This is a genomic window from Streptomyces sp. NPDC048639 (genome assembly GCF_043199075.1).
Taxonomy (GTDB): Bacteria; Actinomycetota; Actinomycetes; order Streptomycetales; family Streptomycetaceae; genus Streptomyces.
The window spans coordinates 363,253-386,072 of the sequence record NZ_JBICVP010000001.1 but is presented as its reverse complement, the minus strand read 5'-3'; the positions used below and the strand labels follow the sequence as shown (position 1 = coordinate 386,072).

Here is a 22,820-nt window from a genome sequence, read left to right as displayed (position 1 = left end):
AGCATCGACGCAGAAGATCCTGACACCGGGGTAATCCGTGAAAAAGCTCTCCGCACGACGGCGCCATCCGCTGGCGGCGCTCGTCGTCCTACTCTTCGCGCTGGCGGTCACCGGGGGGCTGTACGCAGCGTTCGCGCCCGCGGACAAGGCGCAGGCGCAAGACACCGCCCAGTCCCTTGCCATCGAGGAGGGCAAGAAGCTCTACGCCGTCGGCTGCGCGAGTTGCCACGGCACCGGCGGTCAGGGCAGCTCTGACGGCCCGAGCCTGGTCGGCGTGGGCTCCGCCGCCGTCGACTTCCAGGTCGGCACCGGCCGTATGCCGGCGCAGCAGCCCGGCGCGCAGGCGCCGGAGAAGCCGAAGGTCTACTCGCAGGCCGAGATCGATCAGCTCGCCGCGTACGTCGCCTCACTGGGGGCGGGTCCGATCACTCCCACCAAGGAGCAGTACGACCCGAGCGGCGCGGACATCGCCAACGGCGGCCAGCTCTTCCGGACCAACTGCGCGCAGTGCCACAACTTCACCGGCAAGGGCGGCGCCCTGACCGGAGGCAAGTACGCCCCGGAGCTGGAAGGCGTCGATTCCAAGCACATCTACGAGGCCATGCAGTCGGGCCCGCAGCAGATGCCGTCCTTCCCGGACACGACGATGCCGGAGCAGGACAAGCGGGACATCATCGCGTACCTCAAGGCAGTCGGTGAGGACGACTCCCCCTCTCCCGGTGGCTTCGAGCTGGGCGGGCTCGGCCCGGTCAGTGAGGGCCTGTTCGGCTGGATCTTCGGCCTGGGCGTGATGATCGCCGCCGCCGTCTGGGTCGCCGCGCACACCGCAAAGGCCAAGAAGTCATGAGCGAGACTGGATCCAACAAAGACGTGTCCGAAGAACACCTGCCGAGTGAGCAGGCAAAGGCCGGGGCCGGCACGCTGGCCCCCGCGGACGACCCGTTCGCCGACCCCGGGCTGCCGCCCCACCAGCCGCGCATCCAGGACATCGACGAACGGGCCGCCAGGCGGTCCGAGCGCACCGTCGCGCTGCTCTTCACGGTGTCCATGCTGGCCACGATCGCGTTCATCGCGTCGTATGTGGCCATCGGGATCGAAGACATCGTGTACGTGTGGCCGATCGGTCACATCAGCGCGCTGAACTTCGCTCTCGGCACCACCCTCGGTGTGGCCCTGTTCTGCATCGGCGCCGGCGCGGTCCACTGGGCCCGCACGCTGATGTCGGACGCGGAGACCGCGGACGAGCGCCACCCGATCGAGGCGCCGCCCGAGGTCAAGGCCAAGGTGATGTCGGACTTCCGGCAGGGCGCCAAGGAGTCGGCCATCGGCCGGCGCAAGCTGATCCGCAACACGATGTTCGGCGCGCTGGCCATGGTGCCGCTCTCCGGTGTGGTGCTGCTGCGCGACCTCGGCCCGCTGCCCGAGGACAAGCTCCGCCACACGCTGTGGTCCAAGGGCAAGCTGCTCATCAACCAGAACACCGATGAGCCGCTGCGTCCCGAGGACGTGGTCGTCGGTTCGCTCACCTTCGCCAAGCCCGAGGGCCTGGAGGAGGACGCGCACGACTACCAGAGCCAGATCGCCAAGGCGGCGCTGATGATCGTCCGGCTGCAGCCGGAGAACATCAAGGACAAGCGCGAGCTCGACTGGTCCCACGAGGGCATCGTGGCGTACTCGAAGATCTGCACCCACGTCGGTTGCCCGATCAGCCTGTACGAGCAGCAGACGCACCACGTGCTCTGCCCCTGCCACCAGTCGACCTTCGACCTCGCGGACGGCGGCCGAGTGATCTTCGGCCCTGCCGGTCACGCGCTGCCTCAGCTGCGGATCGGTGTGAACAAGGACGGTTACCTCGAGGCGCTCAGCGACTTCGAAGAGCCGGTCGGCCCGAGCTTCTGGGAGCGCGGATGAGTACGGCAACCGACAAGCGCCGTCCGGCGCCCCGTGGTGAGCGGCTTGCGGACTGGGCGGACGGCCGGCTGGGGATCTACGGCCTGGCCAAGTCGAACATGCGCAAGATCTTCCCGGACCACTGGTCGTTCATGCTGGGCGAGGTCGCGCTCTACAGTTTCATCATCGTGATTCTGACCGGTGTCTATCTGACGCTGTTCTTCCATCCGGCGATGAACGAGGTGGAGTATCACGGCAGTTATGTGCCGTTGCAGGGTGTGCGGATGTCGGAGGCGTATGCCTCGACGCTGGACATCAGTTTCGATGTCCGGGGTGGTCTGCTGATCCGGCAGATTCACCACTGGGGTGCGCTGATCTTCATCGCGGCGATGTTCGTGCACATGATGCGGGTGTTCTTCACGGGGGCGTTCCGCAAGCCGCGTGAGGTCAACTGGCTGTTCGGGTTCCTGCTGCTGGTGCTGGGCATGTTCACCGGGTTCACCGGTTACTCGCTGCCGGACGACCTGTTGTCGGGTACGGGTGTGCGGTTCATGGAGGGTGCGATTCTCTCCGTGCCGATCGTGGGCACGTATCTGTCGTTCTTCCTCTTCGGTGGTGAGTTCCCGGGGTCGGATTTCGTGCCGCGGTTCTTCTCGGTGCATGTGTTGCTGTTGCCCGGTTTGATGCTGGGTCTGCTGGTGGCGCATTTGATCCTGGTCTTCTACCACAAGCACACGCAGTTCCCGGGTCCGGGGAAGAAGAACACCAATGTGGTGGGTATGCCGCTGTTGCCGGTGTACATGGCCAAGGCGGGCGGCTTCTTCTTCCTGGTGTTCGGTCTGACCGCGGTGATCGCGGCCATTGCGAGCATCAACCCGATCTGGGCCCTGGGGCCCTACGTTGCGGACCAGGTGTCCACCGGCGCCCAGCCCGACTGGTACATGGGCTTCTCCGAGGGCCTCATCCGTCTGATGCCCGGTTGGGAGATCAACTTCGCGGGCCATACGCTCGCGCTGGGTGTGTTCATCCCGCTGATGATCTTCCCGCTGGTGCTGGTGGCCATCGCCGTCTGGCCGTTCATCGAGTCCTGGGTGACCGGGGACAAGCGTGAGCACCACATCCTGGACCGCCCGCGCAACGCCCCGACCCGTACGGCCTTCGGTGCGGCCTGGCTGAGCGTGTACTTCATCCTGCTCGTCGGCGGTGGCAACGACATCTGGGCCACGCACTTCCATCTGTCGATCAACGCCATCACCTGGTTCGGCCGGATCGGCTTCTTCGTGCTGCCGGTGCTCACCTTCATCGCGACGAAGCGGATCTGCCTGGGTCTGCAGCGGCGTGACCGGGACAAGGTGCTGCACGGCCGGGAGACCGGCATCATCAAGCGGCTGCCGCACGGTGAGTTCATCGAGGTCCACGAGCCGCTGTCGCAGCAGCAGCTCCACACCCTCACGCAGCACGATCAGTACACGCCGCTCGAACTCGGCCCCGAGGTCGACGAGAACGGTGTACGGCGGAAGATCAAGCGCACGCAGAAGCTGCGCGCGCGGATGTCGCGGGGCTTCTACGGCCGGGACAGCCAGATTGCCAAGCCGAGCGCCGAGGAGTACCGCGAGATCACCGAGGGCCACGGTCACCACTGACCCGACCCGCCGGTGCGCCGGACTCCGCCGGAGCCTGACGAGGGCCCCGGGCCCGCCCCTTCGGGGAGCGGACCCGGGGCCCTCGGGCGTGCGAGCCCGTCGCCGTACGGTCCGCGGGCACTGGGAGAGCGGACCGTCGGGGCTCACGGAGCGGGCTTCGGCCGTCGCCGGGCCCCTCGCTGTCCGGACTGCGGGCTCGGCCGCCGCCCGGGAGCGCCACGCCGATAGGCTTGCCGCAAGGCCGCAGGTGGCGGCCGTCCCCTGCTCATCCGACATCCAGGAGCGGACCATGGACCGTGTGACCCCAGCCGGAGCTGACAGCCCCGCGGCGGCCCGCACCTGGCCGGATGTCCTGACCTCTCTCCTCGCGGGACAGAACCTGACGGCCGAGGACACGGCCTGGGCCATGGACCGGATCATGCGCGGCGAGGCCACGGATGTGCAGATCGCCGGCTTCGCCGTCGCCCTGCGCGCCAAGGGCGAGACGGTCGAGGAGGTCTCCGGCCTCGTCCGGACGATGTACGAGCACGCCAACGTCATCGATGTCCCGGGGCCGAACGTGGACATCGTCGGCACCGGCGGCGACCGGGCGAAGACCGTGAACATCTCGACGATGTCGGCGATCGTCGTGGCCGGTACGGGCGCGCGGGTCGTCAAGCACGGCAACCGCGCCGCCTCGTCGGCGAGCGGAGCCTCCGACGTCCTGGAGAAGCTGGGCGTCAACCTCGATCTGTCACCGGAGCGGGTGGCCGAGGTCGCCGGGGAGGCGGGCATCACCTTCTGCTTCGCGGTGAAGTTCCACCCCGCACTGCGCCATGTGGCCCCCGCGCGGCGGGAGTTGGGGATCCCCACCACGTTCAACTTCCTCGGTCCGCTGACCAATCCGGCCCGGGTGCGGGCCCAGGCCACCGGTGTGGCCGACCCGCGCATGGCGCCCATCATGGCGGGCGTCCTCGCCGAACGCGGCTCGTCGGCGCTCGTCTTCCGCGGGGACGACGGGCTGGACGAGCTGACCACCACGGCCACCTCGCAGGTGTGGGTCGTCCGGGACGGGACCGTACGGCAGGAGACCTTCGACCCTCGCGACATCGGGATCGAACTGGTACCGGTGGAGGCTCTGCGCGGCGCCGACGCCTCGTACAACGCCGATGTCGCCAGGCGGCTGCTGGCGGGCGAGACCGGGCCCGTACGGGACGCGGTGCTGCTCAACTCGGCAGCGGCGCTGGTCGCCCTGAACCCGCAGGACGCGCCGCTCACGGACCAGATCGCGACCGCGCTGGAGCGGGCCGCCGAGTCGGTCGACTCGGGTGCGGCGCGGCGGACACTGGACCGCTGGGTCGGGGCCACCAACGGCTGAGCGCCACAAGGACTTCGACGGGTCCGGTACGCGGTGCGGGGCGCCCCGCCGCCACGGACCGCACTTCGGCGCCACAGGCCGCTGAGGCAGGCCGCTGTCCACGTATCGGACAGCGGCCTGCGCGGTGATGACCTTGTGGCATGATGCTCGGCAGGTCACGAGTGACAGCGACACAGGCCCCGGCCCGCTGTCCGGCAACCCTCCGTCCGTGGCGGGGTGCCCCGGGTGATGACCAGGCCGCAGGCAGCGAGGTCTGCGGCAAGCGCGGATCCCTCGCCAGGGATCCTGGGTCGTCGAGGGAGATCTTCCGTGAATCAGCGAATGCGCTAGGGCCTGCGGCCCTGATCCCACAGCCTCCGTGCGGTGTTCGTCCGCGCGTCGAGGCGCATCCCGTACGCCTTCGCCTCTCTGCGCGATGCGTGCGTCCTTGAGAAGCCTTCACTTTTCACCGGGAGATTCCGCCATGTCCGTGCGCCCTGCTGCCGCCACCGCCACCGCCACCCTCACCGCCACCGCCGCTGAGACCGTCACCGCCCCGTCCTCCGACGACGCCGCCTCGGGGGCGGCCTCCGACGCCTGTTGTGCCGTGCCCACCGTGGGCGCCCCGCTGCCCGTGCTCGGCCGCGACGTCCTCGTACCGCTCGTCACCGGCGGCGAAGTCACGTACGCCGCCCTCGACTACGCGGCGAGCGCGCCCGCGCTGCAGCGTGTGTGGGACGACGTCGCCGCCTTCGCCCCGTACTACGGCAGCGTCCACCGCGGCGCCGGCTATCTGTCGCAGCTCTCCACCGATCTCTTCGAGAACAGCCGCACCGCCGTCGCCGAGTTCCTCGGCTGCCGCCAGGACGACCAGGTCGTCTTCACCCGCTCCACCACCGATTCGCTCAACCTCCTGGCGTCCGTACTCCCGCAGGGCACGCGGGTGTTCGTCTTCGAGACCGAGCACCACGCGTCACTGCTGCCCTGGCAGCAGGCACCGGGCGTCGAGGTCGAGGTCCTCGACGCGCCGCGCACACCCTGGCAGGCCGTCGAGACGCTGGAGCGGGCGCTCGCGAGCAGGGAGCCGTACGGTCCCGCGCTGGTGTGCGTGACGGGGGCGTCGAACGTCACCGGCGAGCTGTGGCCCGTACGGGAGCTGACCGCCGCCGCGCACTCCCACGGCGCGCGCATCGTGCTCGACGCCGCGCAGCTCGCACCCCACCACCCCGTGGACATCGCGGAGTCGGACGTGGACTGGGTGGCCTTCTCCGGGCACAAGCTGTACGCCCCGTTCGGCTCGGGCGTCCTCGCCGGACGCGCCGACTGGCTGCGCGACGCCGACCCGTACCTCGCGGGCGGCGGAGCGAGCCGTACGGTCGCCCGGCGCCCGGACGGCGGTGTGGACGTGGAGTGGCACACCACGGCGGCGCGGCACGAGGCCGGTTCGCCCAACGTCATCGGGGTCTACGCCATCGCCTCGGCCTGCAAGGCGCTCACCGAGGCGGGCTTCGACGCGCTGGTGGAACGCGAGCAGGCGCTGGTCACGCGCGTACGGGAGGGGCTGGCGGAGGTGCCGGAGGTGAAGGTGCTGTCGCTGTTCGGCGACGACGCCCCCCGGGTCGGCGTCCTCTCCTTCGTCGTCGACGGCTGGAACAGCTCGCACTTCGCCGCGGCGCTGTCCGCGGAGTACGGCATCGGCGTACGGGACGGGCTCTTCTGCGCGCACCCGCTGGTCAGGACGCTGCTGGGCAGCCATGCGGACGAGCCGGGCGAGTGCGGGGCGCCGGAGGCGGCACCGGGGGAGAAGTCGCTCAACGCGATCCGCGTCAGCTTCGGCGCGGGCACGCCGGACGAGCACGTGGACCGCTTCGTCGCGGCGGTGAAGGAACTGGTCGCGAACGGCGCCCAGTGGACCTACCGCACGGAGGACGGCCGCTGCGTCCCGGACCGCGACGCGTAAGCGCGCGGCCGGGGGCGCGGCGGGGGCGGGGCGCCGCGGACGCAACGGTGGCCCGCCGTGTGCCAGGCGTATGTGCTGAGAGTGTCAGGGTGTCCAGTCGCAGGGGCCGAGCACCCGGTGTGGCGGGCGGGCCGTGCTCCGGGCGGCCTGGGCCGGGGACGGGTGTGCCGCCGGGCGCAGCCCGGACGCCGACGGGTCGGTGCCCAGGGGGTCGTCGGACGCGTGCGGGCGAGCCGCGCTGCGACGGCCTCGACGGCCCGTTTCGGCCCGGGACGCCCAAGGTTCGGTCGAGGTGGACAGGACGGTGGGCAGGTGGCTGCTCGGCCTCGCGGCCCGGCGAGACCCGCTCCAACGGGCTGCTGTTCGCGGTGAGTTGACGGCCACGCACTCCGCGGCGCGGCGGGCCGCGCCACGGAAGTCGGTCGACGGCGGTCAGGAGCATGCCGGCCCTCGTCCGCCGGGCGGGGTCGGATGTCAACGAGCCCTCGCCCGCGGCCGGTTGGTCACCGCCACGGTTCGCAGCGTGCGTTGTCCGCCGCTGCGGCAGGTCTCCGCCAGGGGCGGGACCGGGGGCAACGGCCAGGCGGGACGGGTGGGTGCAACGGCGGCGACCGCGGGCGGCCACCGGACCGGACCGGGACGGCCACGGACCTCCCGACACGGCGACGCGGCACTCAGCATCCCGCCGTATCGGAGTGGGCGGGGCGGCACGGAACCGGCTCACGTCCCCGACGTGCAGGCGGAACGGGACCGCGGCGCGCAGAGGCGCAGGGCCCCCAACTCTCAAGGGCAGGGGACGAAGGGAAAGGGGGCGTACCAAGGGGCCCGTACCCCGAAGTCGAGCGGAGCCCACGGAAACTCCCCAGGCTTTCCGAGCCCCGAGCCCCGAGCCTCCGAGCCCGAACCCCGGATCGGCACCGGCCCGCAGCGCGAGGCGGCGAGGGCCGGAGCCCGCAGCCGTTACGCGTCGAGGCCGATCGCGAACGCCGCTTCCAGGTCGTGCTGGGAGTACGTCCGGAACGCCACATGCGTGTCCGTGACCTCGACACCCGGGATCTTGCTGATCCGCCCCGGGATGATGTCCGCCAGGTCGTCGTGCTCGCCGACGCGGACCATCGCCACCAGGTCGTAGTTCCCCGTGACCGAGTAGACCTCGCTGACGTTCTCCAGGGCGGCGATCGTCTCGGCGATCTCGGGAATCCGGTCCACGCTGGTCTTGATGAGCACGATCGCGGTGATCACGGCTGGCTCTCTCCCTCGGTCGCCCTGGCTGCGCTGCTCACTCTAGCCTCACCGTCCGCGCTCCCCTGCCGCGTGGCGCTGCCCCCGCTCGCCCCGCGTCCGTAACGCGCCCACGCGTAGAGGAAGCCCAGGCAGAAGCCGATCAGGTGCGCCAGGTAGGCCACGCCCGGCTTCGTCGTGACGGCACGGGCGGCAAGCCACTGCAGCACGAACCAGAAGATCAGCACCATCCAGGCGGGGAAGCGCAGCGGGAGGAAGAAGAGAAAGGGGAAGAGGCTGGTGACCCGGGCCGTCGGCAGCAGATAGAGGAACGCGCCCAGCACTCCGGAGATCGCACCCGAGGCCCCGACCAGCGACTGGGTCGAGCCGGGGTGTGCCGCCGCGAAGCCGGCCAGTGCCAGATAGCCGACTCCGAGATAGAAGAGCGTGAATTCGGCCCGCCCCATGCGCTCCTCCGCCATCCCGCCGAAGACGAAGAGGAACAGCAGATTGCCCAGCAGGTGCAGCCAGGTGCCGTGCACGAACAGAGCCGTCAACGGGGTGAGCAGGGCGCGGGCGGAGCCGGCCAGCAGGTCGTGGGGGACGACGCCCCACCGTTCGAAGTGCGCCGCCTGGGCCGCGAGTAGATCGGCCCCCCTCCCGTACACGGGGTTCAGGCCGGCGGAGGGGCCCGCGACGAAGATCACGAAGCAGAGGACGATCAGCGTGTACGTCACGACCGGCTCGCGCCCGTGCCGTGCCCGGGGAAGGAACCTTCGGGCCGCAGCCACCCGGACCCGTTGCGCCGTGATCGCCTTGCTGATCATGAACAGAGCATGGCGCAACCCGACCAAACTACCCAGAGTGCCTCGCCGTGCCCCCGTTCGCCGCCCGGTCCCGGCGCCCCCTCCCCGCCAGGTCGTAGGGTGACGGAAAGCACCCGGAGAAGGACGACATCCATGGGCGTTTCCCAGCAGGCGGCCGAAACCCGCCGGCGCCGCACCCCCGGCGGCGACCCCACGCGTTTCGGCGTCACCCGTACGACCCGGGCGGTCGGGTACGTTCACCTCGGCCCGGCCGGTGACGCCGGGGCCGAGGAGCGTGACGTCGTCGGTGGGACCATCGTTACGGTGTCCTGCCGCTGATGCGACGCGGTGGACCGGACCGAGCTGGTGGACCGCTCGGGCGAGAGCGCCTGAGAACGGAGCGGTGACAGGTGGTGGAGCGTAGCGAGGGCGGCGCTGCCGGGGCCGACGAGGCCGCCGGTGGCGCCGGTGCCGCCGAGGTGCTCGACCGCCCGCTGCCCGAGGGCGTACGGCGGAAGGTGATCGCCCTCGTCGCGGACGCCTTCGGCGATCTCACCGTGGCGGAACTCCCGACGCAGTTGCGGCAGTACGCCCGCTTCACCCCCACCCGGCGTGCGAAGTTCGCGGGCAATGCCATGGCGTCCGCGCTGGAGAGCCACACGCTCTTCCGGCAGCGGGTCGCCGAGCTGGTCCGCGAGGCGCAGCCGGAGCTGGCCGAGGCGCTGGACGCCGGATCCGTACCGGCGGCCGCCGATCCGCTGGACATGGCGGCCGCGGCGTACGTGCTGCGTCCGCCCGGTTGGGTGAAGCTGGTCGCCGCCGCCGGCGAGGAAGTGCAGCGCGCTCAGGCCGAGAAGGCCGAGGAGGACACGGCCCGGGAGTTGCAGCGGCTGCGCGAGGAGCTGACCGCCGCGCGCTCGGCCGCCCGCGACGAGACCGAGCAGATGCGCACCGAGCTGGAGGCGGTCCGCAAGGACGCCGACCGGCTGCATCGCAAGCTGCGCAGCGCGGAGAACGACGTACGGCGCGGGGAGGCGGCGCTGCGCAAGGCCGCGGCCGAGCTCGACTCCGTACGGGAAGCCGCCGGGGCGGAGAAGTCCGCCGCGGAGACCGAGGCGCGGCGGCTGAAGACGCGGCTGGCCGAGACGGAGTCCGCGCTCGAGGCGAGCAGGAGGGCCGCGCGCGAGGGCCGCAGCGTCGAGGACATGCGGGTGCGGTTGCTGCTGGACACGGTGCTGGACGCGGCGCAGGGACTGCGCCGCGAGCTGGCGCTGCCGCCCGCGCCCATGCATCCGGCCGACACCGTCGAAGCGGTCGAGCCGGGCCGGATGACGCCCAAGGACGTGGCCAGCCGTGCCCTGTCGGACACCGACCCCGCGCTGCTGGACCAGCTCCTCGCCCTGCCTCAGGCCCACTTGGTGGTGGACGGCTACAACGTCACCAAGACCGGCTATCCCACGATGCCGCTGGAGAAGCAGCGGCTGCGGCTGCTCGGTGGGCTCGCGGTGCTCGCGGCGCAGACCGGTGCCGAGATGACGTGCGTCTTCGACGGGGCGGAACTGGCCGCACCGGTACTGCTCGCGCCGCCGCGCGGAGTTCGGGTGCTGTTCAGCAAACCGGGGCAAACCGCGGACGAGTTGATCCGCCGGCTCGTACGGGCCGAACCGCCGGGCCGTCCGGTCGTCGTGGTGTCGACCGACCGCGAGGTCGCCGACGGGGTCGCACGCGCGGGCGCGCGTCCCGTTGCATCCGCTCTGCTGCTCAAACGGCTTTCGCGTACCTGAGCAACTCCTGGGCCTATTGCCCGAATTGGGGGCAGCGGTGCGTCAGGTACCCGTTACTGCCAGTGTGAAGTATGTAAAGAATGCGCGGCGTACCAGACTTTTTTCGGGTGAGGATTTGAAGCGATCACAGGAAGGTCACTAAGGTCTGGGCTCGAACCTCCGCGCGGTTGATCGTCCATCCGGGATGACCGTGGGGGAACCGCCGAGTCCGGGGCACGCGTCATCGCTCCACTCCCCACTCACCCGGCAGGCGGCTGAGGAAGAAGGAGCTCGCCTCCGTGGCGTCCCACCGTCGACCCAAGCAGCCGAGCCGCACGCGCGTGACCGTGCTCACCGCGACCGCCGCTGCGGCTGTCGCCCTGACCTCCCAGGCCGCGCAGGCCGACCCGAAGCCGACCAAAAAAGAGGTCAAGGCCAAGGTCGACAAGCTCTACGAAGAGGCCGAGAACGCGACCGAGAAGTTCAACGGCGTCAAGGAGAAGCAGGACAAGCTCGAGAAGCAGGTCGGCGAACTCCAGGACAAGGTCGCCCGCGGCCAGGGCGAGCTCAACGAGCTCCGCAACGGCCTGGGTTCGATGGCCACCGCTCAGTACCGCACCGGCGGCATCGACCCGTCCGTGCAGCTTCTCCTCTCCTCCGACCCGGACACCTACCTCGACAAGGCGTCCACCCTCGACCAGCTCAGCACCAAGCAGGCCGAGGCGCTCCGCAAGATCGCGGACAAGCAGCGCACGCTCAAGCAGCAGCGCCAGGAGGCCTCCACGAAGCTCGAGGAGCTGGCGGAGACCCGTAAGACGCTCGGGGACAACAAGAAGCAGATCCAGGGCAAGCTCTCCAAGGCCCAGTCCCTGCTCAACTCCCTGACGGCCAAGGAGCGTGCGGCGCTCGCCGCCGCGGAGGCCGAGCGCGCCAACCGTGCCAGCAGCCGCGTGGACCTCGGCAACGCCCTGCCGTCCTCGCAGCGCGCCGGGGCCGCGTTCTCCGCCGCCCAGTCCAAGATGGGCGCCCCGTACGTCTGGGGCGCGACAGGACCGAGCTCCTTCGACTGCTCCGGTCTCACCTCGTGGGCCTACTCGCAGGCCGGTGTCTCCCTGCCGCGCACCTCGCAGTCGCAGGCCAACGCCGGTACGCGGATCTCCAGCCAGAGCGCCCTGAAGAAGGGCGACCTGGTGCTCTTCTACGGCGACCTGCACCACATAGGTCTCTACGCCGGCAACGGCCAGATCCTGCACGCCCCCAAGCCGGGTGCCAGCGTGCGCTACGAGTCGATCAACAACATGCCCTTCCAGTTCGGGGTCCGCGTCTGACCCCAGGGCGAATCCCCGGCGGACGGCCGGTGGTTCACTCCCTCCGGCCGGCGTCGCTCCGCACCTCGGTGCACGGAGTCCGCACACCGCCCATCCGGGGGAATTGGCGCCCTCTCGAAGTCTCCACGCCCCGCCGGTGACCTGCGTTCTCCGGCGGGGCGTCACTTTCCGTACCCCTTCCCGGTTTTGAACGCTGCGCGATCATGCGGTTACTCTCTGCCCCGCAGTCGTCGGCCCCAGCTCCGCCCACCGGGCGGTGGGGGCCAATCAGCGGAAGGGAGAGCGGCCGCCAGTGGCGTCCCATCGCCGTCCCCCACGGTCCGGTTCCGACCGGGCCACCCGGGTCTCCGTCCTGTCCGCCGCCGCGGCCACCGCCGCCGCGGCCACCGCCGCCGCGGCGCTCTCCGCCGGATCCGCCGACGCGGACCCGCGCGACACCCCGATGGATGTGACGTCGCGGGTGGACCGCCTCTACGAGGAGGCGGAGCGCGCCACGGAGCGGTTCAACGCTGCGGACGAGCACCATGACCGGCTGAGCCGGCAGACCGAGCAGCTGCGCGACCGGGCCGCCCGCGGCCAGGAGCGGGTCAACCGCCTGCGGGACGGGCTCGCGGCGCTCGCCGGAGCCCAGTACCGCTCTGGCGGCATCGACCCCGCCCTCTCCCTGATCCTGTCCGAGGACCCGCAGAGCTATCTCGACAAGGCGTCCACGCTCGACCGGATCGGCAACCGCCAGACCGGCCGGCTGCGCGCCCTCCAGGAGGCGCAGCGCGTCCTGCGGCAGGAACGCCAGGAGGCGAGCCGGAAGCTCGCCGAGCTGGAGCGCTCCCGCGCCGATGTCGCCCGCAGCAAGAAGTCCGTGGAGCGCAAGCTCGCGGTGGCGCGGACGCTGCTCAACTCCCTGCCCCCCGACGCGCGGGCGGCGTACGCCAGGGCCTCGCGCGCCGGCGGCCGCGCCGACGCGCTCCCGGGCGGTGCCTGGGGGGACGCGGCGCCCCTGTCCTCCCGCGCCGCCGCGGCCGTGGCGGCCGCCCGGCGCGCGGTCGGCGCACCGTACATCTGGGGCATGGCCGGGCCCGGCGGCTTCGACTGCTCGGGACTGACCTACTGGTCGTACGCCCAGGCGGGGATGGCCATCCCGCGCACCTCGCAGGGGCAGCGCTTCGCCGGGCAGCAGGTGCCGCTGAGCCAGGCGAGGCCCGGCGATCTGGTCACCTACCGCAACGACGCCAGCCATGTCGGGATGTACGTCGGCAACGGGCAGGTGGTGCACGCGCCTTACCCGGGCGCTCGGGTGCGCTACGACCCCGTCGGCATGATCCCCGGCGCCACGGTGACCCGTATCTGAGCCCCGTCACCGACTTCCCTGTCCGATACCGCCCGCTCGGGAGCGGGCAGCCGCGCCGGGCTCGTACGATCGAGGGCGTGGCAGGGCAGGGAAGCGGGGCGAGGCGGCGGGCCGCACGGTGCGTGGCGCTGGTCATGGCCCTGCTGTCGGGGCCCGTGGCGCTGGCCGGTTGCGGATCCGGCACCACCGACTCCCGCGCCCCCGACGACCGCACCATCCAGCGCATGCTCGACCGCCGGGCCGAGGCGCTGCTGGACCGCGACGGGCGCGGGTTCCTCTCCGCCGTCGACCCCCGCGCCACCGCCTACCGCGCACAGCAGCGCAAGATCTTCCGCAACCTTGCCGACGTACCGCTGGACGGCTGGCGCTACCGGCTCGTCCGCACCGGCGGGTTCCGCCCCGCGGCGGGCGACGGGCACCGGGTCGCGGCCGAAGTCCGGCTGGACTACCGCCTGGAGGGCTACGACACGGCGCCCGTGGAGTCCGTTCAGCGGCTGACCCTCACCGAGCGCGACGGCCGCTGGTACGTCGCCGCCGAGGACTCGCGCTCCGCCGACGGCAAGGCCCGTGCGCGTCCGCTGTGGGAGCAGGGCCGGGTCACCGTCGTCCGCGGCAGAAGCAGCCTGCTGCTGGGTGCCGGCCAGGACGAGCGGCTGCTGCGGCGCGTGGCACGCACCGCCGACGGGGCGGTGCCCGCGGTCGACGACGCGTGGCGGGGGCGGTGGGCGCGGCGCGTGGTGGTCCTCGTCCCCGGGTCGGTGAAGGGGATGGGCGCGCTGCTGGGTGCGCCCGTCACCGCGTACCGGGGGATAGCGGCGGTGACCACGGGCGAGGCGGGCGGCGACGGGCGCGCGCCGGCGGACCGCGTGATCGTCAACCCCGACGCGTACGGGCTGCTCGGCGCCACCGGGCAGGGCGTGGTGCTCACCCACGAGACCGCTCATGTGGCGACGCGGGAGGACACCTCGGCGGCCACCCCGCTGTGGCTGTCGGAGGGCTTCGCCGACTGGGTCGGCTACCGCGGCACGGGCCGCACGGTGCAGGAGATCGCCTCTGAGTTGAGCCGGGACGCGGCCGAGGGCCGTCTGCCCCGGGAACTGCCCGGCGACGACGACTTCGGCTTCGGCGGGGGAGGCGGCCGGCTCGCGGCGGCGTACGAGGGCGGATGGCTGGCCTGCCGGATGGTCGCCGACCGGTGGGGCGAGGAGAAACTGCGGCAGTTCTACCGGGCCGTGGGCGCGCAGAAGACGCGCGAGGGGGCGGTGGAAAGGGCGCTGCACGACGTGCTGGGGATCGGTTCCGAGGCGTTCACTGTGCGTTGGCGCGCGTACGTCGCGAAGGAGCTGAGCTCGGGCGGGCGCACGGCGTAGGCGGCACGCGGCCGGGCGGCAGCGTCGGCGGAGGCGGGCCGCGTGATCCGTACGTGCAGCCGGTCGGTCGGTCAGGCCGGTCAGGCGGTAACCGGTCAGGCGGTAACCGGTCAGGCCGGTCGGCCGGTCGACCGGTCAGCCGGTCACGCCGGGTCGACGGGTCAGCCGGGGAGCTTCTCGGAGGCGTCCGCATCGGCCGGACGCGGGACCGCTGCTCCGCCGCCGGACGTTCGCAGCCGGGGTTCGGTCACCGTCTGCCGCCAGAGGCGTCGGCAGCAGACCAGGGTCGCTACGACGAGCAGCCCGTTGCGGACCGCCAGAACGGCGATGCCCAGCGGATCGCTGACGACCACGTGCGGGAACCAGATGGGGAACGCGAGTTGCGTGACGGCCGTGGCCGCGAGCACCAGCAGCGCGGTCGGACCCTGACGGCTGCCCCGCAGCGTCAGGCACACCGCCGCCAGACCGAGCAGCCAGAGCAGGTACTGCGGGCTGATGACGCGGCTCGTCGTGGTGAACAGCAGCACGGCCGCGAGCGCCGCGTCGTACGGTGCGCACGCTCCGGCATGGGTCGCCCGGCGGCGCCAGACCAGCATCCAGATCAGAGCGAGGACGGTGAGGACGAGCGCGAGACGGCTCACCTCGGGCACGTACGGTCCGAGGAACTCCACGGAGCCGTAGTGGAGCAGCACCCGGCCCTCCCAGCCGAAGTACCGCGCCACATGGAAGACCAGTGCGCCCAGCGACTCGATCTCCGTGCCGCGGTCGCGCTGGGAGGTGAGGAACGCGAGGGCCCCGGGCATCGCCGCGGAGAAGAGGACGGCCACGGTCGCCGCCGTCACCGCGGCCGCCGTCCAGCAGGCCCGGGTGACGGGTCCGCGCCGGACCCCGATCAGCAGCAGGACCGGCCAGACCTTGAGCAGCGCGCCGAGGGCCGCGAGCGCCCCCGCCGCGCGCGGACGGCGCGGCAGGGCGAGGAGCGCTGCCACCGCGACGGCCGTCACCATCACGTCGTAACGGGCGTACGCGGTGGGGCCGAGCAGCGGCACCCCGGCCACCCAGACCCAGGCTCCGGCCGGTTGGCGACCAGGTGCCCGGCCGGCGCGCAGCAGCAGCGCCAGTACCGCGGCGTCGGTCAGCCAGGCCAGCACGAAGAACGCCGAGGCGTAGCCGAGGAACGGCAGCAGCGCGGGGGAGAGGATCGCGAGGGCGGCAGCGGGCGGGTACTGCCATGTCACGTCGTTCACCGGGAAGCTGCCGGTGCGCAGCACCTCGAACCAGCCGCGGTAGATCACCGAGACGTCACTGGTCAGGTCGGGGCCCGGGAGCACCAGCACCTGGAACGCGTAGAGCAGTACGACAGCCCGGGTCACCGCCCAGACCGCCACCGGTGCGACGAGCGCCTGCCGCCGGCCCGGGACCACGGTCGCCTGCTCCATGGAGCTCGTCCCGTTCTGTCGTATTACGCACTGTTCGGTGCATCATGGCGTACGGGACGGGCCGCGGGCGGTCGACCCGCGCGGACCCGCTACTGTCGGCATGCGATGGACAAGACCCTGATCGTCACCAACGACTTCCCGCCCCGGCCGGGCGGCATCCAGGCGTTCCTGCACAACATCGCGTTGCGTCTGGACCCGGCGCGGGTCGTCGTCTACGCCTCCACCTGGAAGCGGGACCGCGAGGGCCTGGAGGCCATGGCCCGCTTCGACGCCGAGCAGCCCTTCACGGTCGTCCGCGACCGTACGACCATGCTGCTGCCCACCCCGCGCGTGACCCGGCGGGCGACGGCGCTGCTGCGCGAGCACGACTGCACCTCGGTCTGGTTCGGGGCGGCGGCACCGCTGGGGCTGATGGCCCCGGCGCTGCGGAAGGCGGGCGCGCGGCGGCTGGTCGCGACGACGCACGGGCACGAGGCCGGATGGGCGCAACTGCCCGTGGCGCGCCAACTGCTGGGGCGCATCGGCGAGTCCACCGACACCATCACCTACCTCGGCGAGTACACCCGCTCGCGGATCGCCGCGGCGCTCACGCCGGAGGCCGCCGGGCGCATGGTCCAACTCCCGCCCGGCGTCGACGAGAAGACCTTCCATCCCGCCTCCGGCGGCGACGAGATCCGGGCCCGGCTGGGACTGGCAGGGCGCCCCGTCGTCGTCTGCGTCTCGCGGCTGGTGCCGCGCAAGGGGCAGGACACTCTGATCCGGGCGATGCCGCGGGTGCTCGCGGCGGTGCCGGACGCCGTGCTGCTGATCGTCGGCGGCGGCCCGTACGCCAAGGACCTGGAGCGGCTCGCCGAGGAGACGGGAGTGGCCGGCTCCGTACGCTTCACCGGGCCGGTCCCGTGGGAGGAACTGCCCGCGCACTACGGGGCCGGGGACGTCTTCGCCATGCCGTGCCGTACGCGCCGCGGCGGCCTCGACGTGGAGGGCCTCGGCATCGTCTACCTGGAGGCGTCCGCGACCGGACTGCCGGTGGTGGCCGGGGACTCGGGCGGTGCGCCGGACGCGGTGCTCGACGGCGAGACGGGATGGGTGGTGCGCGGCGGCTCGGCCGAGGAGACGGCCGAGCGGGTCACCGCGCTCCTGCAGGACGCCGGATTGCGCCGCCGCATGGGCGAGCGGGGCCGCGCCTGGGTGGAGGAGCGCTGGCGCTGGGACATCCTCGCGGAGCGGCTGACGGCTCTGCTGTAGGGCTGGGCTGCTGCGGGGTTGCGCTGCTGCGGGGCTGGGCTGCTGCGGGGCGCGGCGGGTGCCGCCGGCCCCCGCCCCGTCGGACCGATGCGGTGGGCGCCCGTGCGGCTGGGCCGGTGCCACGGGACTCCCTGCTGACGTCGGGTATTCGACCGTGCTCGAAAACGGTCATGTGCACGGCTATGGGCGATTCACGGTTTCCCGCTCATCATGCGCGCATGACCCCATACCTGACGCGCCGTCACTTTCTCGGCCTCGCCGCCCTCCAGACGGCCGCCGCCCTCGGGCTCACCCGTATCGCCGCCCCCGCCGCGGCACTTCCCTCCCGGCCCGCCGCACCGACCGACTACGCCCCGGCCGTGGTGGTCGGCTCCGGCTACGGCGCCGCCGTGGCCGCGCTCCGGCTCGGCGAGGCCGGAGTGCGCACCCTGGTCCTGGAGATGGGGCGGCTCTGGCACGAACCCGCCCCCGACGGACGGATCTTCTGTTCCACCCGGTCCCCGGACCGCCGGTCCATGTGGTTCCGCACCCGCACCGAGGCGCCGCTGGCCACCTTCCTCTGGCTGGACGTCGTCAACCGCGACATCGACCCGTACCCCGGCGTCCTGGACCGGGTGCGGTTCGACGCCATGTCCGTGTACGTCGGCCGCGGTGTCGGCGGAGGCTCGCTCGTCAACGGCGGCATGGCGGTGACCCCGTCGCGCGCGTACTTCTCCGAGGTCCTTCCGCATGTGGACGCGGCGGAGATGTACGACACCTACTTCCCGCTCGCGGAGCGCACGCTGGGCGTCAACACCGTGCCGCCCGACTGGTTCGAGTCCACGCCCTGGTACCGCTTCGCCCGGGTCTCGCGCACCCACGCCCACCGCACGGGCCTGCGGACGACGTTCGTGCCCAACGTCTACGACTTCGCGTACATGCGGCGCGAGGACGCCGGCGAGGTCACCCGGTCCGCGCTCGACGGCGAGGTCATCTACGGGAACAACCACGGCAAGCGCACCCTCGACCGGACCTATCTGGCCGACGCCCTCGGCACGGGCCGCGTCACCATCGAGACCCTCTGCCGTGTGAAGGCGATCCGCCGCGAGCCGGACGGCCGCTACGTCCTGACCGCCGAGCGGATCGACGAGACCGGCCAGGTGATCGAGACCCGCGAGATCGGCTGCCGCCATCTGTTCCTCGGCGCCGGGAGCCTCGGCACCACCGAACTGCTCCTGCGCGCCCGCGAGACCGGCACCCTGCCCGGTCTCGACCCGCGCATCGGCACCGGCTGGGGCACCAACGGCAACATCATGACGGCGCGGGCCAACCACATCTGGGACACCACGGGCGCCCAGCAGTCGACGATCCCGACCCTGGCCATCGACGACTGGAGCAACCCGGACAACCCCGTGTTCGCGGAGATCGCACCGCTGCCGATGGGGTTCGAGCACTGGATCAGCCTCTACCTCGCGATCACCCGGAGCCGCGAGCGCGCGACGTTCACCTACGACTCCGCCACCGACCGCGCCCTGCTGAACTGGAGACGGGAGCAGAACGAGCCCTCGGTCGCCGCTGCCAAAAAGCTCTTCGATCGCATCAACTGGCGGAACGCCACCGTCTACCGTCACGATCTCTTCGGCGGGAACCGGGCCTTCGCCGACGACTTCTGCTATCACCCGCTGGGCGGCTGCGTCCTCGGGGAGGCGACCGACGACTACGGGCGGGTGCGCGGCCACCCCGGTCTCTATGTCACGGACGGATCGCTCATCCCCGGATCGATCGGCGTCAATCCGTTCGTGACGATCACCGCTCTCGCCGAACGCAATCTCGCGCGCGTCCTGGCCGAGGACGGTGTCGGTTCCTGAAGGCGGACGGGATCTCGCGTACGGGCCGGTCCCCGGCGCGCACGGCTGGAACGCGCACGGTCCGCCGGAGCGCATACGGGCCGGTGGAATACGTACGGGCCGGTGGAACCCGTACGGGCGGCGGGGATCCACCGGCCCGTACGGTAACCGCGGTCAGCCGGTGTAGAGGGCCTCGATCTCGTGCGCGAAGTCCTTCGCCACCACATTGCGCTTGAGCTTCAGCGACGGCGTGACGTGCCCGGACTCCTCGGTGAACTGCGCGGGCAGGATGCGGAACTTGCGCACCGACTCCGCCTTCGACACCGCGGCGTTGCCGTCCTCGACCGCCTGCTGGACCGCGGCCAGCAGTTCGGGGTCCGCAGCCAGCTCGGCGGGCGTCACACCGGCCGGCTTGCCGTGGTTCTCCGCCCAGCGGGGCAGGAATTCCTCGTCCAGCGTGATCAGCGCGCCCACGAACGGCCGTCCGTCGCCGACGACCATGCACTCGGAGATCAGCGCGTGGGCGCGGATCCGGTCCTCGATCACGGCCGGGGCGACGTTCTTGCCGCCCGCGGTCACGATGATCTCCTTCTTCCGGCCGGTGATCGCGAGGTAGCCGTCCTCGTCGAGCGTGCCGATGTCACCGGTGTGGAACCAGCCGTCCGACATGGCCTCTGCCGTCGCGGCCTCGTTGCCCCAGTAGCCCGCGAACAGGTGCTCGCCGTGCAGCAGCACCTCGCCGTCGTCGGCGATCCGCACCACCGAACCGGGCAGCGGCTGGCCGACCGTGCCGATCTTCTGCCGGTCCCAGGGGTTGAAGGTCGTCGCGGCGCAGGACTCGGTCAGCCCGTAGCCCTCCAGCACCGTGAACCCGATGCCGCGGTAGAAGTGGCCGAGGCGCTCGCCGAGCGGAGCGCCGCCGGAGATCGCGTACTCACCGCGCCCGCCGAGCACCGCCCGCAGCTTGCTGAAGACCAGCCGGTCGAAGACCTTGTGCTTGAACTTCAGGCCCAGCGAGGGGCCGGACGGGGTGTCCAGCGCCCGGCTGTACGCGATAGCGGTGTCCGCCGCCTTGTCGAAGATCTTCCCCTTGCCGTCCGCCTGCGCCTTGGCCCGCGCCGAGTTGTAGACCTTCTCGAAGACGCGGGGCACGCCGAGCACCATCGTCGGCCGGAACGAGGCGAGTTCGTCGGTGAGGTTCGTGATGTCCGCCACGTGGCCGAGCTTGATCGGCGCGAGCACGGACGCGATCTCGACCAGCCGCCCGAAGACGTGCGCGACCGGCAGGAAGAGCAGGACGGACGCGTCGCCGGTGCGGAAGAGCGGACGGAGCCGCTCGACGATGTTGCCGCACTCGGCGAAGAAGTTGTGGTGGGTGAGGACGCAGCCCTTGGGGCGGCCCGTGGTGCCGGAGGTGTAGACGATCGTGGCGGGCGAGTCGGCGTTCGCCATCGCGCTGCGCTCGTCGACCTCGGCGTCCGTGACGTGCGCACCCTCGCTGCGCAGGCGATCGACGGCGCCGCCCTCGATCTGCCAGATGTTCTTCAGCTCCGGCAGCCGGTCGCGCACCGACTCGACGGCCGCCTCGTGGACCGGGGTCTCGCCGAAGCAGCCCACCGCGCCCGAGTCGCCCAGGATCCAGGCGATCTGCTCCGGCGAACTCGTCTCGTACACCGGCACGGTGACCGCGCCCGCGCTCCAGACCGCGAAGTCCAGCAGCGTCCACTCGTACCGCGTGCGCGACATCAGGCCGATGCGGTCCCCCGGCTGCACACCGGCCGCGATCAGGCCTTTGGCGGCGGCGCGCACCTCGCCGAGGAAGGCGGTCGCGGTCACGTCCTCCCAGCGGTCCCCGCGCTTGCGGGCAATCACCGGAACGTCCGGATGCTGCGCGGCATTACGGTGGATCAGATCCGTCAGATTGCCGTCCGCGGGGACCTCGTACAGGGCCGGAAGGCTGAACTCGCGCAAGACTGCTCCTCGTAGGGCGCCGGCGCCACGTCGTCGTGTGGAGGTGCGCCGACTGCGGTCCATGTCAGGCAGGGGGTGTGGACTGCCCGGACGTTACCCATCAGTACTGGGTTCCCGGTAGGGGGGCCGGTCAGATGTTCCATGCGTCACATACCGCTGCGTGTGGCTCAGCGCAGGTTAGTCCAGCTTTCGACGACGCGGAAGTAACCGCAGGTGGGGGCAGTCTCCCGGGATCCGGACCCACGGCGTAGGGTCTGGCCATGCGAGTCCATGTGGTCAGTGACGTGCACGGCAACAGCCGGGACCTCGCGCGGGCGGGGGACGGTGCTGACGCTCTGATCTGCCTCGGTGACCTGGTCCTCTTCCTCGACTACGCCGACCACACCCGCGGCATCTTCGCCGACCTCTTCGGCGCGGAGAACGCCGACCGCATCGTCGAGCTGCGCACTGCGCGGCGCTTCGAGGAGGCCCGCGAGTTCGGGGCGGAGCTCTGGGCCGGAGCCGCCCGGGCCGCCGGCGAGGAGCAGTTCGACCGCAGGTCCGCGATCGAGGAAGCGGTCCGCAAGCAGTACGCCGAGTTGTTCGCCGCCTTCCCACAGCCGACGTACGCCACCTACGGCAACGTCGACATACCGCATCTGTGGGCCGAGTACGCGCAGCAGGGCACCACGGTGCTCGACGGCGAGCGCGTGGAGATCGGCGGCCGCGTCTTCGGCTTCGTGGGCGGCGGTCTGCGCTCCCCGATGCGTACCCCGTACGAGATCGACGACGAGACGTACGCCGCGAAGATCGCCGCGTTGGGAGAGGTGGACGTGGTCTGCACCCACATCCCGCCCGCCGTGCCGGAGCTCTGCTACGACACCGTGGCGCGCCGCTTCGAGCGGGGCAGCTCCGCGCTGCTGGACGCGATCCACACAACACGGCCGCGATACGCCCTTTTCGGTCATGTTCACCAGCCGCTGGCCCAGCGGATGCGGATCGGCATGACCGAGTGCGTGAACGTCGGGCACTTCGCCGCCACCGGCAGGCCGTGGGCCCTCCAGTGGTGAACGCGGCGGGCGCCCCCTCGGCGGCCGCGCGCGACGCGGGCGACCACCGTACGGCGGTGATGGCCCGTGAAAAGGTGACGCAGGGCGTGCTCCTGCCTCCCACCTGTGCGCGGTAGCCTTCAGCCGCAGGCACACAGGCCGCGGACCGAACCGTAGTGGAGGAGCCACGGCGATGGCGGAACACACCAGCTCGAGCATCACGATCGACGCGGCGCCCTCCGAGGTGATGGGGGTGATCGCCGACTTCGACCGCTATCCGGAGTGGACCGGTGAGGTCAAGGAGGCCGAGGTCCTGGCCAAGGACGAGCAGGGAAGGGCCGAGCAGGTCCGGCTGCTGCTGGACGCCGGAGCGATCAAGGACGACCACACGCTGTCGTACACCTGGACCGGCGAGAACGACGTGAGCTGGACGCTGGTCAAGTCCCAGATGCTGCGCGCCCTCGACGGCTCCTACAGCCTGGCGCCGGCGCAGGGCGGCACCCATACCGAGGTGACCTACCAGCTCACCGTGGACGTCAAGATCCCGATGCTCGGGATGATCAAGCGCAAGGCGGAGAAGGTCATCATCGACCGGGCGCTCGCGGGCCTGAAGAAGCGGGTCGAGAGCGAGATCCAGTCCTGA

18 protein-coding genes and 1 riboswitch are annotated in these 22,820 nt (G+C 71.5%); of the genes, 14 read left to right on the top strand and 4 right to left on the bottom strand.

Annotated features, from left to right (window positions below):
• Positions 1-37: 37 nt before the first annotated feature.
• The 5 genes from ACGFNH_RS01660 (at position 38) to ACGFNH_RS01640 (ending at position 6,829) form a co-directional block, all read left to right on the top strand.
• The gene (locus tag ACGFNH_RS01660; RefSeq protein ID WP_393650963.1) at positions 38-847 is read left to right on the top strand and encodes a c-type cytochrome; all 810 of its coding nucleotides are present in this window, start codon (positions 38-40) and stop codon (positions 845-847) included.
• The gene (locus ACGFNH_RS01655; protein WP_393650962.1) at positions 844-1,911 is read left to right on the top strand and encodes a Rieske 2Fe-2S domain-containing protein; all 1,068 of its coding nucleotides are present in this window, start codon (positions 844-846) and stop codon (positions 1,909-1,911) included. The genes ACGFNH_RS01660 and ACGFNH_RS01655 overlap by 4 nt, the downstream gene beginning before the upstream one ends.
• A complete protein-coding gene (locus ACGFNH_RS01650; protein WP_393650961.1) occupies positions 1,908-3,533 on the top strand; it encodes a cytochrome bc complex cytochrome b subunit in 1,626 nt (541 codons plus the stop codon). The genes ACGFNH_RS01655 and ACGFNH_RS01650 overlap by 4 nt, the downstream gene beginning before the upstream one ends.
• Before the next feature lie 289 nt (positions 3,534-3,822).
• The gene (gene trpD, locus ACGFNH_RS01645) at positions 3,823-4,890 is read left to right on the top strand and encodes an anthranilate phosphoribosyltransferase (protein WP_393650960.1); all 1,068 of its coding nucleotides are present in this window, start codon (positions 3,823-3,825) and stop codon (positions 4,888-4,890) included.
• Positions 4,891-5,043: 153 nt separating this feature from the next.
• A riboswitch (SAM riboswitch) is annotated at positions 5,044-5,161 on the top strand.
• 192 nt (positions 5,162-5,353) lie between these two features.
• The gene (locus tag ACGFNH_RS01640; RefSeq protein ID WP_393650959.1) at positions 5,354-6,829 is read left to right on the top strand and encodes an aminotransferase class V-fold PLP-dependent enzyme; all 1,476 of its coding nucleotides are present in this window, start codon (positions 5,354-5,356) and stop codon (positions 6,827-6,829) included.
• 960 nt (positions 6,830-7,789) lie between these two features.
• Here the strand turns inward: ACGFNH_RS01640 and ACGFNH_RS01635 are convergent.
• Entirely contained in the window at positions 7,790-8,071 is a 282-nt protein-coding gene (locus ACGFNH_RS01635; RefSeq protein ID WP_360853313.1) for an Lrp/AsnC ligand binding domain-containing protein, read from the bottom strand.
• Positions 8,068-8,877, bottom strand: a complete 810-nt coding sequence (locus ACGFNH_RS01630; protein WP_393650958.1) for a rhomboid family intramembrane serine protease — start codon at positions 8,875-8,877, stop codon at positions 8,068-8,070. Before ACGFNH_RS01630 ends, ACGFNH_RS01635 begins: the two co-directional genes overlap by 4 nt.
• A 132-nt stretch (positions 8,878-9,009) precedes the next feature.
• Between ACGFNH_RS01630 and ACGFNH_RS01625 the strand changes: the two genes are divergently transcribed.
• From ACGFNH_RS01625 to ACGFNH_RS01605, 5 genes are all read left to right on the top strand, one after another.
• Entirely contained in the window at positions 9,010-9,195 is a 186-nt protein-coding gene (locus ACGFNH_RS01625; protein WP_393650957.1) for a hypothetical protein, read from the top strand.
• 74 nt (positions 9,196-9,269) lie between these two features.
• Positions 9,270-10,640: an NYN domain-containing protein gene (locus ACGFNH_RS01620; protein ID WP_393651467.1), complete on the top strand. Its 1,371-nt coding sequence runs from the start codon at positions 9,270-9,272 to the stop codon at positions 10,638-10,640.
• Positions 10,641-10,918: 278 nt separating this feature from the next.
• Positions 10,919-11,947 carry an NlpC/P60 family protein gene (locus tag ACGFNH_RS01615; RefSeq protein WP_393650956.1) on the top strand — a complete coding sequence of 343 codons (1,029 nt, stop codon included), beginning with the start codon at positions 10,919-10,921 and terminating at the stop codon, positions 11,945-11,947.
• 292 nt (positions 11,948-12,239) lie between these two features.
• Positions 12,240-13,295 carry an NlpC/P60 family protein gene (locus ACGFNH_RS01610; protein ID WP_393650955.1) on the top strand — a complete coding sequence of 352 codons (1,056 nt, stop codon included), beginning with the start codon at positions 12,240-12,242 and terminating at the stop codon, positions 13,293-13,295.
• Between the two features lie 77 nt (positions 13,296-13,372).
• Positions 13,373-14,665: a hypothetical protein gene (locus tag ACGFNH_RS01605; protein ID WP_393650954.1), complete on the top strand. Its 1,293-nt coding sequence runs from the start codon at positions 13,373-13,375 to the stop codon at positions 14,663-14,665.
• A gap of 161 nt (positions 14,666-14,826) precedes the next feature.
• Here ACGFNH_RS01605 and ACGFNH_RS01600 read toward each other — a convergent pair whose 3' ends face one another.
• Positions 14,827-16,104 carry a glycosyltransferase 87 family protein gene (locus ACGFNH_RS01600; RefSeq protein ID WP_393650953.1) on the bottom strand — a complete coding sequence of 426 codons (1,278 nt, stop codon included), beginning with the start codon at positions 16,102-16,104 and terminating at the stop codon, positions 14,827-14,829.
• Positions 16,105-16,209: 105 nt separating this feature from the next.
• Between ACGFNH_RS01600 and ACGFNH_RS01595 the strand changes: the two genes are divergently transcribed.
• On the top strand, positions 16,210-17,352 hold the full coding sequence (locus tag ACGFNH_RS01595; RefSeq protein WP_393650952.1) for a glycosyltransferase family 4 protein: 1,143 nt from the start codon (positions 16,210-16,212) through the stop codon (positions 17,350-17,352).
• 218 nt (positions 17,353-17,570) lie between these two features.
• A complete protein-coding gene (locus ACGFNH_RS01590; RefSeq protein WP_393650951.1) occupies positions 17,571-19,199 on the top strand; it encodes a GMC oxidoreductase in 1,629 nt (542 codons plus the stop codon).
• A 153-nt stretch (positions 19,200-19,352) separates the two neighbouring features.
• Here the strand turns inward: ACGFNH_RS01590 and ACGFNH_RS01585 are convergent, their stop codons facing one another.
• Positions 19,353-21,149, bottom strand: a complete 1,797-nt coding sequence (locus ACGFNH_RS01585) for an AMP-dependent synthetase/ligase (protein WP_393650950.1) — start codon at positions 21,147-21,149, stop codon at positions 19,353-19,355.
• A gap of 260 nt (positions 21,150-21,409) precedes the next feature.
• On the opposite strand from ACGFNH_RS01585, the gene ACGFNH_RS01580 reads away from it, so the two are divergent.
• Both ACGFNH_RS01580 and ACGFNH_RS01575 read left to right on the top strand, forming a co-directional pair.
• Positions 21,410-22,198: a metallophosphoesterase gene (locus tag ACGFNH_RS01580; protein ID WP_393650949.1), complete on the top strand. Its 789-nt coding sequence runs from the start codon at positions 21,410-21,412 to the stop codon at positions 22,196-22,198.
• 172 nt (positions 22,199-22,370) lie between these two features.
• Positions 22,371-22,820 (top strand): SRPBCC family protein, encoded by a 450-nt coding sequence (locus tag ACGFNH_RS01575; protein ID WP_393650948.1) that lies wholly within the window; start codon positions 22,371-22,373, stop codon positions 22,818-22,820.